Consider the following 14,370-nt stretch of genomic DNA (forward strand, 5'->3'; position numbering starts at 1 on the left):
CGCAGGCAGCATCGAGTCTGCCGCTGACGGACAGCGGCCATCACCGAGGAGGAACACATGGACCTGAAGCTCGCCGGGAAGACCGCCTTCATCAGCGGATCCAGCCAGGGCATCGGTTACGCCACGGCCCGGACCCTGGCCGGTGAGGGCGCCGGCGTGATCCTCAACGGCCGCGACCCGGCGAAACTGGAGAAGGCCGTCGAGGAGCTGCGCCAGGAGGTGCCCGGCGCCTCCGTCAGCGGCCTGCCCGCCGACTTCTCGGTCGCCGCCGACGTCGACCGGCTGTGCGGCCGGCTCCCGGACGTCGACATCCTGATCAACAACGTCGGCCTCTTCGAGCTCAAGCCCTTCGAGCTCGTCACCGACGACGACTGGCGGCTGTACTTCGAGGTCAACGTGCTCGGCGGAGTCCGGCTCGCCCGCCGGCTCCTGCCGGCGATGCTCGACCGGGGCTGGGGCCGGATCGTCTTCGTCAGCAGCGAGTCGGGCGTCAACATCCCGGCCAACATGATCCACTACGGCACCTCCAAGACGGCGATGCTCGCGGTCTGCAACGGCCTGGCGAAACTCACGAAGGGCACCGCCGTGACCGTCAACTCGGTGCTCGGCGGCCCGACCTACTCCGACGGCGTGGCCCAGACGGTCCGGTCGCTGGCCCAGGCCCAGGCGCTCCCCGAGGAGCAGATGAAAGCCGCGATCATCGGCGCCAACGAGACGTCCCTGCTGGGCCGCTTCATCGAACCGGCCGAGATCGCCGCCGCGGTGACCTTCCTCGCCAGCCCCGTCGCCTCCGCCGTCAACGGGACGGCCGTCCGCGTCGACGGAGGTGTCCTGACCACACTGCTGTGACCTCAGACGATGCCCGAGCGCACCGCAAAGGCGACCGCGTGCGGCCGGTACCGCCGGAAGATCCGGTATGCGACCTTCTCGACGGTGCGCGGCAGCACCTCGGCACGCCGGGCCGTGATGGCGCTGCCGCCTCGCCACAGCGCCGGGCCGAGAGCCTCTCCGGAGACATGGCCGGGCACTGACGGCGATCGAAGTTCGCTTTTCGAAGTCGGTAGCCTTCCTGCCATGCCGACCGAGCCTCTTCGATCGTCCGATCCCACCGAGCTGGGCGGATATCGCCTGCTCGGACGACTCGGCGAAGGCGGCATGGGTGCCGTCTACCTGGGACAGGGGCCGGACGGGCCGGTCGCGGTCAAGGCGATCCGCGCCGACATGGCCAGCCATCCCGAGTTCCGGGGCCGGTTCCGCAGCGAGGTCAACCGGGCCCGTCAGGTTCCCTCCTTCTGTACGGCCGCGGTGCTCGACGCCGACCCGGAGGGCGCCATCCCCTACCTGGTGGTCGAGTTCGTCGACGGCCCGGATCTCGCCGAGGTCGTCGCCGGACGCGGCCCGTTGAGCGGCGGCGAGCTCTACAGCGTCGCGATCGGGGTGGCGACCGCGCTGACCGCGATCCACGGGGCCGGTGTCATCCACCGGGATCTCAAGCCCCGCAACGTGCTGTTCTCGCTGGGCACGCCGAAAGTGATCGACTTCGGCATCGCGCGGGCCTTCGAGTCGACGAGCAACCACACCCGGACCGATCAGATGGTGGGCACTCTGGCGTACATGGCGCCGGAGAGGTTCGAGGCGGATGCCCGCGGTGTCGGGCCCGCGGCGGACGTGTTCGCCTGGGGTGTCGTCGTCGCGTACGCGGCGACCGGCCGGACCCCGTTCCAGTCCGATTCGCCGGCGGCGACCGCGGCACGGATCCTGACGCAGCCGCCGGATCTCGGTGGGCTCACGTCGCCGCTGCGCGAGATCGTCAGCCGGTCGCTGGACAAGGACCCGGCACGCCGCCCGACCGCGGCGGCGCTGCTGGAACTCCTCCTGGACACCGGCTCGCACAGTGTCGGCAACCTGGCCGGCAGCCCGGAGTTGCGCCGGGCCGCGCAGGCGGCCCGGCGGGGCGGCATCCGCAGGCGCCGCCGAGGCCGGCGTGTGGCGGTCGCCGCCGCCGGGGTCGCCGTCCTCGCCCTGCTCGGGGCGATCGGCGGCTTGCGGCTCGCGGCTCTCGACGGGGACACGGCCACGCTGCCCGGCACGTCGGCCGCGCCCTCGGCCGCCGCACTGCCCCCGTCGTCCCCGATCGGTGAAGGCTTGCTGATCAGTGACCCGCTGGAACGCGATGGCCAATGGCACGAGTCGAACGAGAACGGCATCTGCGAGTTCGCCGACGGCCGGCTGGTCGCCCGCAGCGGGAACGAGGAGTTCCCGGCCGAGTTCGTCTCCTGCGACGGCCCCGACGACAAGATCACCGGCGATCACGCCATCGCCGTCACCGTCGCGCTGCGAACGCCCACCAGCTGCGCGGTCATCTGGTTCTGGGGTTCGGACGGCGTCACCGAGAGCGGCGAGTTCGCCGTCGACCTCTGCGCCGCCAAGGCCGAGGTGTGGGACCAGCAGGAGGACTCCCGCACGACACTCGCCGAGGCGCCGACCGAGGTCCTCGCCGACAAGGCCGGCCACCGCGTGCAGATCACGGTCGAGGACAAGGCGGTAACCGTGTCGGTCGACGACGCCCCGCTCCTCGACGGGAAGCTGCCCGCACGCAGCCGCCAGAGCGGTCAGGTGTGGCTCAGCATGGGCCAGGAGCCCTACTCCGAGACCACCGAAGGCAACGTCACCTTCCAGGATGTGGAGATCCGAGAACTGTGAGAACCCGGGTCCTGCTGCCGCTGTCCCTGCTGCTGGCGACACTGGCGGCGTGCAGTTCCACCAGCACGCCCCCGTCGTCGCCGGCGCCGTCCTCGGCGGCGCCGCCGTCCGCCACCCCGGACACCACACCGACCTTCACCGATGTACGCGTCGGCGACACGACCTCGATCGTGCGGATCCGCGCGTTCACCGCCGGCAGGAACCGCTCGGTCGTGGTGGAACCGGTCATCTTCCTCAAGAAGCCGGAGTTCTGTAAGGCGTTCGGAATCCCGGCGGACGACAAGCAGTGCCTGGCGCCGTTCGGCATCGAGTTCAGCGACGCCCGGATCACCCTGCCCCGCGCCGACGACGCCACGTACGCCCTGATCGACCCGGACGACTGGCGCAAGTGCACCGACACCGACCTGGTGGCCGCCACCTGCAAGGCGACCGCGACGGAGTTCCGGAAATGGCTGACGGGAAACGACGACACCGTCCTCCTGACGACCCGGGGCGGGCAGGCGGTGCACTTCGCCCAGGTCTACTTCCCCGGCTACTACGAGGAGTGACTACCGTCACACAGTGCCGTGGCCGAGGCGTACGCCGGGCCTGGCAACACTGGCCCACGGTCTCGCAGGCCGATAGCCCCGAGGCGTGGGTACGCCGGGTCGCCGCCCGCATCCCGCCCGAGGACAGCACCGGAACGACCGCTTGTCAGATGCGGTCCAGCCCGTCCTGTCGCTGATCGAGGTCGGCGTAGTCGGGCAGGTCGATCCGGTCCGCGGGCGGGTCGACGAGGCGTGCGCCGATCCGGGAGGCCAGCGGCGTCGCGGCGAGGCGGAGCCCCGCGTGGAAGACGGCGAGGCCGGCCGGAGTGCGCGGGTTGGCGATCCGGGGCACCCCGGGCGGGAGCTGCTGGGCCCGGTCGACGAAGGGGCGCATGATCCGCTCGTACCCCGCAAAGGCCTGACGATGGTCGGCGTGGCGGGCGATCTCACCGGCGAGGACGTAGGCGCCGACGATCGACAGGGTGGTGCCCATCCCGCTGACGGGGGCGGCGCACCAGGCGGCGTCGCCGAGAAGCGCGACGCGGCCCCGGGACCAGCGGGTCGCCCGGATCTGGGCGAGGGACTCGAAGTACATGTCGCCGGCGTCGTCGAGCGCGTCGAGGATCCTGCGTGCCGGCCCCGCGACGCCGTGGAACTGCCGGCGCAGCCGGTCCTTCTGCTCCGATGCGGTGCGGCGCCGGCCCCAGTCCGCGGCGCCGGCACGGTCGTAGAGGATCGCGGAGAGGACGGCGCGGGTCGTGCCGTGCCGGTCGGGGCGCAGGGTGACGCCGAGGCCGCCGGGGGCGTTGTACCAGTTCCACCAGTCGGTGTCGTCGTCCTGGCGGGCGATCGTCAGGTACGTCATCTCCATGCCGAGCGGCCGGACCGCGACGTCGGCCGGATCGAGGAGGAGTCGCCGGGTCGAGGAGCGCAGGCCGTCCGCGGCGACGACCAGGTCGAAACCCTCCTGCCGGCCGCCGGCGAAGGTCACCTCGACCGCGGAGCCGGTGTCGGTGAGCGCGGTGATCTCGTCGCCGTAGCGATAGCCGGTCCGCCCCGCGGTCTTGTCGACCAGGATCCGGGCGAGGTCGCCGCGCAGCACCTCGACCTCGGCGGTGGCGCCCGCCGTGGCGGATCGTTGGACGGGGAACTCGGCGATCAACTTGCCGTGCTCGCTGAAGAACCGGGTCCCGCGTTCGCCGGTGGTCGCGTCCCGGACCGCGTCCTCGAGGCCGGCACGGCGCAGCACCTCCCGTGCCGCGCCGCGAACGTCGATGTTCTGGCCGCCGGTGCGGAACTCGGGCGCGCGTTCGACCACGGTGGTGGCCCATCCGTACCGGTCCAGCCAGTAGGCCAGGGCGGGCCCGGCGATACTCGCGCCGGCGATGAGGACGGTCGGCCGGTGTCCCATGGAGGTTCCCTCCGTCGGAGTGGTGGAGCGAGCCCATTAGTTATACCGCGATACTGTATCACCGTGAAACCATTCTGCGATGATACTATTCGTGGCGCATCCGGCACCGAGACAGAGGAGGGCTCCCCGTGGCCGAAGGGCTCCCCGTGGCCGAAGCCGACGACCAGCGGGATCGGCTACTGACGGCGTTGCGGACACACGCGACCCTCCACGGCGACCTGGGCCGCCAGTTGGGCACACGGATGGGCCTGCACACCACCGACGCCGCCGCGCTGGTCGAGATCCTCTCCGCGCAGGACCAGGGCACCCCGCTGACGCAGGTCGGGTTGAGTCACCGCATCGGTTTGACGCCGGGCGCCACATCAGCCCTGCTCAACCGGCTCGAGAACGCCGGCCACGTGACCCGCACCCGCGACACCACCGACCGCCGGGCCGTCACGCTGCGCTCCACCGACGGCGTCGAGGCCACGGTCGACGCCTTCTTCGCCCCGCTCGTCGACCGCCTGGGCACGATGATGAGCAGATACCCACCCGAGCTGCTGGCCCAGGTCGAACACTTCCTCACCGACGTCTGCACCACGATGGGCGATTACGCCCACGAACAGGGCCGATTCATCACTCCGCGCCCTTGACATCACGGGCCGCAAGGTTCATCGCCGTGACGACGGTGGTGCCGGGGCAGTGGACTGATGTGCGGCCGGAACCACGCGAATGGCGGCACAGCCGGCCACACGAACACCGGTGACCTGGCCGCTGGACACCCTGTCGGCACACGGTGGCGCTCGTAGCCGAGCGAAAGGCAATCATGATCACCACCGCGCATCTCCCCGAGTCGTACTACCACGTGGGTGTGGTCGTCCCGGACATCGAGGCGGCCATCGAACGCTACAGCGAGGTCTTCGGGATCACGTTCACCGAACCGAGCGTCACGACGAGCCCCCATCTGGAGGACGGCGGCAGGGTCTTCACGAACTTCCAGCAGCGGCAGGCGATGTCGCAGACCCGTGAACCCTATTTCGAGCTGATCGAGGCGGTCGGCGACGGCATCTTCAGCCGGCGGAACATGGGGCAGATCCTGTACTACGGCTGCTGGGAAGAGGACATGGAGCGACGACTGGCGATCCTCGCCGAGCAGGGGATCCGATTGGAGTCGATCATCCGCACGGCGCCGGACGCGCTGCCGATCGCGGTCATCACGGCGCCGGACCCGATTCTGGGCACCCGGATCGAGTACGCGGACGTCGTGACACGTGCTTACACCGAGGAATGGATCCGTACCGGCAAGCTGGGGTGATCCGTTGCGGTGCCCGCTACGGCGGACCGTAGCGGGCACGGTGCCATCGCCGGATCTGATCGACCAGTGGCACCCCGGAGAAGTATCGGTGAGCCTGCGCCGATGCCAGCCGGTAGATCCGCTGCCGCATGCTCTCGGTGAACGCACCGACATGCGGGGTGATCGGTACGTTCGGCGCCGTCCGCAGAGGGTGACCGGCCGGCGGCGGCTCCGGATCCGTCACGTCCAGTGCGGCGGACAATCGGCCGGGTGATCACCGGCTCCCCACCCGTTCCTCAGGTGTGTCCATCGACTCGGAACGGTCTGTGACGGAGCGGGCCGTTCCGGGCGCGACGGCACCAGTGCGGCGGGGCCGGGACACGACCACGAGAAGACCGGCGAGGACGCAGCCGCAGCCGGCCAGTTGAACAGGCGACAGGCGCTCGCCGTTGAGCACCGCACTCAGGGCCGCCGCGGTCACCGGCTCGGCGAGGGCGAGGACTCCCGCGACGCCGGCGCTGACGCTGCGCAGCCCTCGGGCGTAAAGCGCGTAGGGCAACGCCGTCGCGGCCAAGCCGAGCCAGGCCACCAGCGCTGCCGTGTGCGGCTGGAGAACGGTGCCGCCCTCCCCCACGATCCAGGGGAACGCACAGACCGCGCCCACCAGCATGCTGACGGCGGTGGCCGGCAGCAGGGATGTGGACGACGACGCCATCCGCTGCGCGGTGACGGTGTAGCCGGCAAAGGTCGCACCCGCCAGCAGTCCCCAGGCTAGGCCGATGAGGTCCGGAGCGGTGCCACTGGCCGGGGCCAGCAGCACACCGCAGCCGACGGTCGCCGTCAGGGAGCCGATCAGCCAGGTCCGGCCCGGCCGCCGGCCGTGGAGCACCCAGTCGAACACCCCGGCGAAGAGGGGGATGAACGCTACGGCGAGGAGCGTGCCGAGAGCCGCACCGCTGTGCGTCACCGACGACATGAAGAAGTATTGATAGACGACACCGATGACGCCCGCCGCACCGATCACCTGCCACGGAGCGCCACGAAGCGACCGGCGACGCCCGGGCCGCCGGAGGAGACACACCGCGGCGAGCGCGAGTCCGCCGACGAGCTGTCGCCATCCGGCCAGCGCGGCCGTGCCGAGATGGCTTCCGGCGAACAGCTGCGCCGGGCCGATGGTTCCCCACAGGACGGCCGCCAGCAGGACCGCCCCTGAACCCGGGTAGTCCCTGGAACGAGATTTCACCACTGCAAGTTAGGAAGGACGGCTATTCACTCGCGATGTCAGCGCTGCTCACCTCGCCGGGTGCGGGCCCGGTGACCCTTCTGGCAGCGGCTCCCGATCGTCGTTCGCGAGCACGTGATGAGCACCGGTGAGCCGGTGACTGGACAGCCGGGAGCATCAGAATGACGGGCGATTCGTTCCGCACGGCGGCTCGGCCCCACGACAGATCAGGAGAAGCGCTGTGGACACCGCAGGTCGCGTGAGTCCACTCCGTAGATCCGATCCCGCGTGGCTCGGGGGGTACCGGATGGTCGGCCGGCTCGGTGAAGGCGGCATGGGAGTGGTCTATCTGGCCCGGTCCCGGGACGGGGAGCGGGTGGCGGTCAAGCTCATCCATTCCCACCTCGCGAGTGACGCCGAGTTCCGGGGACGTTTCCGTGGCGAGGTGCAACGGGCCCGGCAGGCGCCGGCCTTCTGCACCGCGCGCTTTCTCGGCGCAGACCTCGACCACGATCCGCCCTATCTGGTCGTCGAGTACGTCGACGGGCCCAGCCTGGCGCAGGTCGTCGCGAGGCAGGGGCCGTTGGAGCACGCCGCGCTGCGTTCGCTGGCGGTGGGGACCGCGACGGCTCTGACCGGCATCCACAGCGTGGGTATCATCCACCGGGATCTCAAGCCCGGCAACGTGCTGCTGGCACTCGGCGGGCCCAAGGTGATCGACTTCGGCATCGCGCGGCCCTTCGAGGCGACCAGCCGGCACACGCGCACCGACATGATGGTCGGCACCATCACCTACATGGCACCGGAGCTCTTCTCCGACGACCCGGCCTCGGCCGTCACCGCGGCAGCCGACGTGTTCGCCTGGGGCTGCCTCGTGACGTACGCGGCCACCGGGCGGACCCCCTTTCGGGGCGAATCACCGCAGGCGACGGTGGCCCGCATCCTGTCGCGGCCACCACGAGTCGACGGCATCGCCGAGTTCCTGCGCGAACCGGTGCTGCATGCCCTGGCGAAGGACCCCGCCGACCGGCCCACCGCTCCGGAACTGCTCGCCATGATGGTGAACGGGCATGCGGCCGGCTCTGTCGCGACCGCGCGGCCGCGTACCCCCAAGATCTCCGGACAACCGGCAAGGCCGCGCCGGGGCGGCCATGCCCGGCCCGCCGCGGTCGCCGCCGCGGGTCTGTTGACGGTCGCCGGGCTGATCGGCGCGACGATCGTGGCCAACGGGGAGGGCAACGCCCAGCAACGTGCGGCGCCGCCCGGCAGTTCGGCGAGCGTCGCGCCCACCGGTTCGGCACCGGCCGGTGCGACGCGATCCGAGGCCGGGTCATCCGCCCCCGCACGGGTGCGAAAGCGCACGCCGTCGCCGTCGGCCGGCACGGGGTCGGCGGCACCGGCCACGCCCCGGACCGAACCCGCCTCCTCGGCTCCGGACGGTTCCGCCAACCCGTCCGGGCGCAACCTCGCGCTCGGGACGACGGCTACGGCGTCGAGTGCCGAAGGCGACCGCTGGTCCGCCGGGCAGGCCGTCGACGGTGATCCGGAGACCCGGTGGGGCAGCGCTTTCAGCGACCCGCAATGGCTACAGGTGGACCTCGGCCGACGATGGCGGATCCGGCGAATCGAGATCGATTGGGAACGGGCGTACGCCGTCGCCTATCGCGTCGAGGTCTCCGAGGACGCGGCCACCTGGACCACCGTGCACAGCACCTCCTCGGGACAGGGCGGGAACGTCACCATCACCGTCGACGATCTGACCGGTCGCTACGTCAGGGTCTCCGGCACCCGGCGTGCCGGCGACTACGGCTATTCCGTGTACGAGCTGAAGGTCTTCTGATCCGGCGGCGGGAGGAGGCGATCGCGGCCGATCGTCTCCTCCCGCCGCCGGTCCGCGGGTACGGCCCGGCGCCGGACCGCCGTCGTCACCATGGTGACGACGGCGAGCACGTCAGAGCGGCGGCGAGGAAGGCGTCCCGGGTACCGGGCGGGAACGCGCCGGGGACCGCTCCGGCCGCGTGACCGTGCCTCCCCACAACTCACGTGCCCACAACACCTCACACACCGCGGCGAGCCCGGTCCGCAGGTGACGTCGGTAGGTGCTCAGCGGCAGGCGCAGCGCCGCGGCGGCGACCCTCTGCGTCGGCGCGCCCTTGAGGTACGTGACGGTCAGCGCGTGATACGCCTTCGTGTACCGGGACAGTTCCCCGACGGACTCGATCGCGTCCTGAAGAAGGCTCCGGAGAACTCCGGCCCGGTCGGGTTCCCCGGCATCCACGATCAGACGGGTCTGCAGCAGCGGGTTGGCGGCCAGAGTGGTCGGCCGCCGCCAGGCATGCAGAGCCGCACGGATGGCGGCGTCGAACTCCGGACGGGTCAGCACGATCAGGCCGGCACCGGGATTCCCGCCGCCGGCCCGATCCGGTTCCCCGGCCCGATCCGGTTCCCCGGCCTGGTCCGGTTCCCCGGCCTGGTCCGGTTCCCCGGCCTGGTCGTTCCGTTCCCGGGCGAGCAGGGCATGGGTACGGTCACCGACGCGCGGCCGGGCCCGAATCGGACGGTGCTCGACGCCGCCGGCGTCCGGACGGCAGTCGCCGATGTCCGCCACCGAGACGAAGGACCACCGCAGCGGGCTCTCCCGGTACCAGTGGGCGGCGACCCGCATCCCGATGAGCTCACGGGTCGGGGAGGGGCGCTGGTAGGTGAGGGGATCGACGCTGAACCGGCAGATCCCGATGTACTCGCCATGACGCAGCGGGCCCACCGAACGGCAATGCCGCCAAGCCTCGGCGACGACGGGATCCGCCCGTGACTCCACCGGGTCCGGCGCCGCCAGCCGCAACCAGGCCATGAAGGCGTGCGGGGGCGCGTCGGGCGAGCTCCGGTAGACCCGGAAGGCCTCCGGTCGCCGATCGAGCCAGAATCGCACGACGGCAGCGGACTCGGCGCCTTCGGCCTGTTCCGCCAGGTCCAGGATCACCGCCCGGTCCGCCGGCTCCATCGCCTCGTCGACGACCTTTCCCCGCGGGTAGCCGGGCCGTCCGGCGCCGCGTCCCAGGTGGTCGAGCTCCGCCACCGCGGGCATGACGGCGACCTCGGCGGCGTCGCGGACCTTGTGGACGAGGAAGGAACCCACCCGGCTTCGGGCCGCCCGCAACGATTCCGGATCGCGGTGTGCCCAGTGCGCGACGAGGATCTCCCGGACCACCTGCCGAAGGTGGAGTCCGGTCGGGCTCCGGTCGATGTAGGGCCGGTCGCGTAGCCAGACGAACAACTGGTCGGCCCGGCCCGGGAGCACGGCCCCGAGCAGTTCCTGCGTGATGCTGTGGACCTGTGCGCCGATCCGCAGCGCGGCACGATGCTCCTCGGACGGTACGTCGCCGAGGACACGCCGCTGAAGCATGTCCAACAGGCCTGGTCCCGGCTCCCACGGGTCGGCGTGAGGTTTCCGGGCCGCGTCCATGGCCGCCGCGACGAGGGCCAGCGGATGCCCCGCGGCGAACCGCAGAACGGCGTCCCCGTGATGTGCGGAAAGCTGGAACGGTTGCAGGAGTTGCCGGCTCTCGACGGTGGTCAGCTCGCGGAGCGCGACCTCCGCCGCCATCTGCGACCAGCCGGGATCGAGTCGCCAGTCTCCGGACGGGCGACGACGGCCGGCGATCACGACGAGTGCGCCCATCGGCAGGCCCGGAAGGAAGCTCTCGGCCAGCCAGTTCTCCCAGTTTTCGCCCGCCTGGAAGCAGTCGAGCAGGATGACGGCGCGCTCGTCGTGTCTGACGGTGTGCGCCGCCGCCTCGAACCGGTGCGCCGAGACGGTCGTGCGGCCGTCGAGTCGCAGCACCGTCCGGTCAGCGTCCCGGGCCTCCTCGGCCATCCGGGTCAGCAGCGCGGATTTCCCCACCCCGCCGGGGCCGTGCACGAGCAGAACGGACGGCGCCTGCGGGTCACCCGCCAGCATCCGTCCGAACAGGGTCATCTCTGGGGTACGGCCGACGTGGACCTGGCGCTGGGTCTGGCGCTGGTCTCGCAGCAGCGTGGATGTCGACGTGATCATGTCACGGCACCTCCGCCTGGTATCTCATTGTGTGTTCATAAGACGATCACATTGCGTCACATCAACATCTGATGCGCGAGTGATCGTAGGCCTTCCGGGCTAACAGACCAGTTTTAATGATCAATGCCACCATGGCTTCCCCGTCACGAACGGTCATCGCCGACTGTGGGATCAACTCCGGAATGTCACCACAGCCCCGACACCGTGCTGGGGTGAGGGTCAAACGGTGAACCGTCTCCGGCCGCGGGTGCGCGGTCGAGTCCGAGGACATCGTGGCAGTCAGCGGGGTGGTGTCCTGTCCCCACAAATGACGACGGGCCCGGGCCGGCCCTGGGGAGGACGACGACCCGGGCCCTGACCCCGGCGTGGCGACGAGATGACATGAGCGTCCGCTCGCCGCCACGGTCGAGATGCAGAGTGCCGGACGGCGGTGCTCACTTCGCAGGCCACCGTTGCTCACGCGAGCCGACCCGGCCGGCGAGCGTGCCGCCGGCCGCCCCGCCGGCACCGGTCTCAGAGACCGGCATCCACGGGACGGATCAACGCGGCGGCCATGTCCCTGCCCTCCTGCGTCCAGGAGGTGGGACGACCGGTCGCCGGGTCGATCCGGACCACCACCCGTGAGCCCTCGGCATAGGTCGTCTCCCGATCCGGGGAGAGCATCCGGAAGCCGTACTCGGCGCTGGTCCTGCCCATCTTCTCCAGCCAGAAATGGCACACGAGGTCGCCGGCACCACGCACCGGCTGGAGGTACCCGACGGTCATCTCGCGGGCGAACTGGTAGACGTCGGGCTTGGTCGCCTCGGTGCCCACGAAGGCGTAACCGCGGTCTGCCCAGTAGTCCTCGATCGCCCGCTCGACGACCAGGGCGTAACGGCTGTTGTGCATGACCCCGAACGGGTCGAGATCATCGATCCGCACCCGGCACACCGACAGGTGGCCGAACGCCACCTCGGGCTCAGTTTCGTCAACGGCTGCTGTCACGGGACTTCCTCTCCTCACGGCTGACGTGTCGCAGCGATGATCATGCGGTCCGGCATGGCTCGAATACCGGCCCAGACGTGTTCATCCCGGGCCTCACGGCGCCCCTTGCCGCGATCCGGGTGAACAGACGATGGCCTGGGAAACGAGCAGACGACGCGCCCACGATGACGGTGTCCACCACACCGGATGAGCGACGTCGGGAGCCTGCAGATCATGCGTACCAGCGTTGGCGTACCCCACACCCTGGAGGAGCGGATCCGCGACGCCCGTCGCCGCGCCTTCGTCGGCCGGGAGGCCGAGCTGCGAATCTTCCGGGCCGCTCTGGCGAACCGATCCGGCCCGCCCTGCCTGCTCTACGTGCACGGCCGCAGCGGAACCGGTAAATCAGCCCTGCTCCACCGGTTCGCCGACGAGGCACGGGAGCAGGGACGCAGCGTCGTCCACCTCGACGGCACCCTGATCGGGGGGCCACCGCCGGTTCCCGGGGCACGCGCTCATGTGGCGTCCGACGCGGACGTCCTGTTCATCGATGCGCTGGAGCAGTCACCGGCCATGATGAACTGGCTGACCGGCCGGCTCCTCCCCACGCTCGGCCCGGGAACGGTCATCGTCGTCGCGGCCCGGCAACCACCCGGAACGCAGTGGTGTGCTCGATCGTGGCCGGACCCGATACCCGTGATCGAGCTCAACGACCTCGGAGTGCGGGAGGCAGCCGAACTGCTTCGCCGCCGGCACGTACCCGGCCCGGCCCGGGCCGTTCTGCTGGCGTTCGCCGGCGGGAATCCCCTGGCCCTCGCTCTGGGCGCGGCCGCCACCCGGCAGGCCGCCGACCCGTACTCCTGGGAACCGGGCCCCGAACTGGTCACCACGCTGGCCCGGCGCCTGACCGGCCCGGTGCCGTCGGCGGCACACGCGCTGTCCCTGGCGGTGAGTGCCTGCGCCCTGGTCACCACGGAAGCCCTGCTCCGTTCGGTCGCCGGAGACCAGGCACCCGGTCTCTACGCATGGCTGCGCCGCCACCCGGCCATCGAGGCGGCACCCGGCGGGCTGCGCCCGATGCGGACGGCACGAACCGTGCTGGACCGGGAGTTCCGTTGGAGGAACCCGCAGAGGCACGCCGAGATACGGCACGCCCTGGTTCAGCATCTGTTCCACGCCCGCCGGGAGACCGACGGCGATGCCGCACACACCGCGCGGGGCCTGTCGTGGCTGTTGTACCGGGACCTGCCGGACACCGGGGATGAGGACGCCGGTGAGTACCTCGCCGGCACACCACACCCCCGGGATCGCCCTCTGCTCGACGGGCTGCCCGCCGGTTCGGAAGTCACGGCGGACGCGCAGGTACGCATGTTCCGCCACACCGGTACCGGTGAGGTGGCCGCGATCAGCGTGACCCGGCGGCGGCACACCCCCGACGAGGCGGCCGGCGGCGACGATCCGGTCACCACGAGCCTCTGGCGGAGTATCGCCGACCGCATGCCGGAGGACGGTGGACACGTCCTGGTCACCTGGTTGCACCTGCTGCCGAACGGCCGGTGGTCGCCGGAACTGGCCGCGGCGGTACGGGTGGCGGCCTTCGAGAACTGGCTCGAGGCCGGGCAGGCCGCATGGTCCTTCGTCGTGCTGCCCGCGACCATCCCCCTCGGACGATCACTGGAAGAGGCAGGGCACGACCGTCTGGGTGACCCCATCGAGTACGGCACCGAGGTCCTGTGCCTCTACGGTCACGACTGGCGTCACGTACCCGGTCCCGCATGGATCACGGCGATCAGCAATCGGGTCATCGACGGGCGGGCGGTCCGTGACGACCGGGTTGCCGGCTCGCCTGCCGCGCTGACCCGCCCGGAGTTCGCCGCCGCGGTCCGGGAAGCCCTCGGTTCCTGGACCGATCCTCGCGCGTTCCGTGCCGGGGCGCTGATCACCAGTCACGTCGTCCCGGCCGGCCTCGAGGGCGACGACGCCGAACAGTTCCTGCGGGACCAGATCATGGATGCGGTCGACGAGCTCCGCGCCCGGGCCTGCGGGGACCGGATGCACCGGGCGCTCGCGACGACGTACTTCTACGGAACGCCCACGCAGAAGGCCGCCGCGGCCCGGCTGGGCATGGCGTTCAGCACCTACCGCCGGCACCTCGCCCGCGGCATCGAGGAGGTCACACAGCACCTCTGGCGGGGCGGGGTGTCCTGACGGGCGGCC

General features: G+C 71.0%; 13 protein-coding genes. 7 read left to right on the plus strand and 6 right to left on the minus strand.

Features of this window, described 5'->3' with window-relative positions; translation table 11 throughout:
• The first annotated feature begins 57 nt into the window (after nucleotides 1–57).
• A complete protein-coding gene (locus QSK32_RS13265; RefSeq protein ID WP_285472049.1) occupies nucleotides 58–849 on the plus strand; it encodes an SDR family NAD(P)-dependent oxidoreductase in 792 nt (263 codons plus the stop codon).
• Nucleotides 850–851: 2 nt separating this feature from the next.
• Here the strand turns inward: QSK32_RS13265 and QSK32_RS13270 are convergent, their stop codons facing one another.
• A complete protein-coding gene (locus QSK32_RS13270) occupies nucleotides 852–1,028 on the minus strand; it encodes a hypothetical protein (RefSeq protein ID WP_285472050.1) in 177 nt (58 codons plus the stop codon).
• 46 nt (nucleotides 1,029–1,074) lie between these two features.
• Here QSK32_RS13270 and QSK32_RS13275 point away from each other — a divergent pair, with 46 nt between their 5' ends.
• Both QSK32_RS13275 and QSK32_RS13280 read left to right on the plus strand, forming a co-directional pair.
• On the plus strand, nucleotides 1,075–2,703 hold the full coding sequence (locus tag QSK32_RS13275; protein ID WP_285472051.1) for a serine/threonine-protein kinase: 1,629 nt from the start codon (nucleotides 1,075–1,077) through the stop codon (nucleotides 2,701–2,703).
• Nucleotides 2,700–3,251: a hypothetical protein gene (locus tag QSK32_RS13280; protein ID WP_045739802.1), complete on the plus strand. Its 552-nt coding sequence runs from the start codon at nucleotides 2,700–2,702 to the stop codon at nucleotides 3,249–3,251. The genes QSK32_RS13275 and QSK32_RS13280 overlap by 4 nt, the downstream gene beginning before the upstream one ends.
• Before the next feature lie 145 nt (nucleotides 3,252–3,396).
• Here QSK32_RS13280 and QSK32_RS13290 read toward each other — a convergent pair whose 3' ends face one another.
• A complete protein-coding gene (locus QSK32_RS13290; protein WP_285472052.1) occupies nucleotides 3,397–4,641 on the minus strand; it encodes an FAD-dependent monooxygenase in 1,245 nt (414 codons plus the stop codon).
• 128 nt (nucleotides 4,642–4,769) lie between these two features.
• On the opposite strand from QSK32_RS13290, the gene QSK32_RS13295 reads away from it, so the two are divergent.
• A complete protein-coding gene (locus QSK32_RS13295; protein WP_285472053.1) occupies nucleotides 4,770–5,273 on the plus strand; it encodes a MarR family transcriptional regulator in 504 nt (167 codons plus the stop codon).
• Between the two features lie 173 nt (nucleotides 5,274–5,446).
• Complete coding sequence (locus tag QSK32_RS13300; RefSeq protein ID WP_045739800.1) at nucleotides 5,447–5,935, plus strand: VOC family protein; 489 nt, start codon at nucleotides 5,447–5,449, stop codon at nucleotides 5,933–5,935.
• 16 nt (nucleotides 5,936–5,951) lie between these two features.
• Here the strand turns inward: QSK32_RS13300 and QSK32_RS13305 are convergent, their stop codons facing one another.
• Together QSK32_RS13305 and QSK32_RS13310 are read right to left on the minus strand one after the other, a co-directional pair.
• Complete coding sequence (locus tag QSK32_RS13305; protein ID WP_502872532.1) at nucleotides 5,952–6,158, minus strand: hypothetical protein; 207 nt, start codon at nucleotides 6,156–6,158, stop codon at nucleotides 5,952–5,954.
• Nucleotides 6,159–6,188: 30 nt separating this feature from the next.
• On the minus strand, nucleotides 6,189–7,157 hold the full coding sequence (locus QSK32_RS13310; RefSeq protein WP_285472054.1) for a DMT family transporter: 969 nt from the start codon (nucleotides 7,155–7,157) through the stop codon (nucleotides 6,189–6,191).
• A gap of 286 nt (nucleotides 7,158–7,443) precedes the next feature.
• Here QSK32_RS13310 and QSK32_RS13315 point away from each other — a divergent pair, with 286 nt between their 5' ends.
• Complete coding sequence (locus QSK32_RS13315; protein ID WP_052720074.1) at nucleotides 7,444–8,976, plus strand: protein kinase domain-containing protein; 1,533 nt, start codon at nucleotides 7,444–7,446, stop codon at nucleotides 8,974–8,976.
• Nucleotides 8,977–9,087: 111 nt separating this feature from the next.
• Here QSK32_RS13315 and QSK32_RS13320 read toward each other — a convergent pair whose 3' ends face one another.
• Together QSK32_RS13320 and QSK32_RS13325 are read right to left on the minus strand one after the other, a co-directional pair.
• Nucleotides 9,088–11,190 (minus strand): P-loop NTPase family protein, encoded by a 2,103-nt coding sequence (locus QSK32_RS13320; RefSeq protein ID WP_285472055.1) that lies wholly within the window; start codon nucleotides 11,188–11,190, stop codon nucleotides 9,088–9,090.
• A gap of 513 nt (nucleotides 11,191–11,703) precedes the next feature.
• Nucleotides 11,704–12,174 (minus strand): acyl-CoA thioesterase, encoded by a 471-nt coding sequence (locus QSK32_RS13325; protein ID WP_045739796.1) that lies wholly within the window; start codon nucleotides 12,172–12,174, stop codon nucleotides 11,704–11,706.
• A gap of 213 nt (nucleotides 12,175–12,387) precedes the next feature.
• Between QSK32_RS13325 and QSK32_RS13330 the strand changes: the two genes are divergently transcribed.
• Entirely contained in the window at nucleotides 12,388–14,361 is a 1,974-nt protein-coding gene (locus QSK32_RS13330; RefSeq protein ID WP_285472056.1) for an ATP-binding protein, read from the plus strand.
• Nucleotides 14,362–14,370 lie beyond the last annotated feature (9 nt).

This window comes from Actinoplanes sp. NBRC 101535 (assembly GCF_030269225.1).
GTDB classification, from domain to species: Bacteria; Actinomycetota; Actinomycetes; order Mycobacteriales; family Micromonosporaceae; genus Actinoplanes; species Actinoplanes rectilineatus.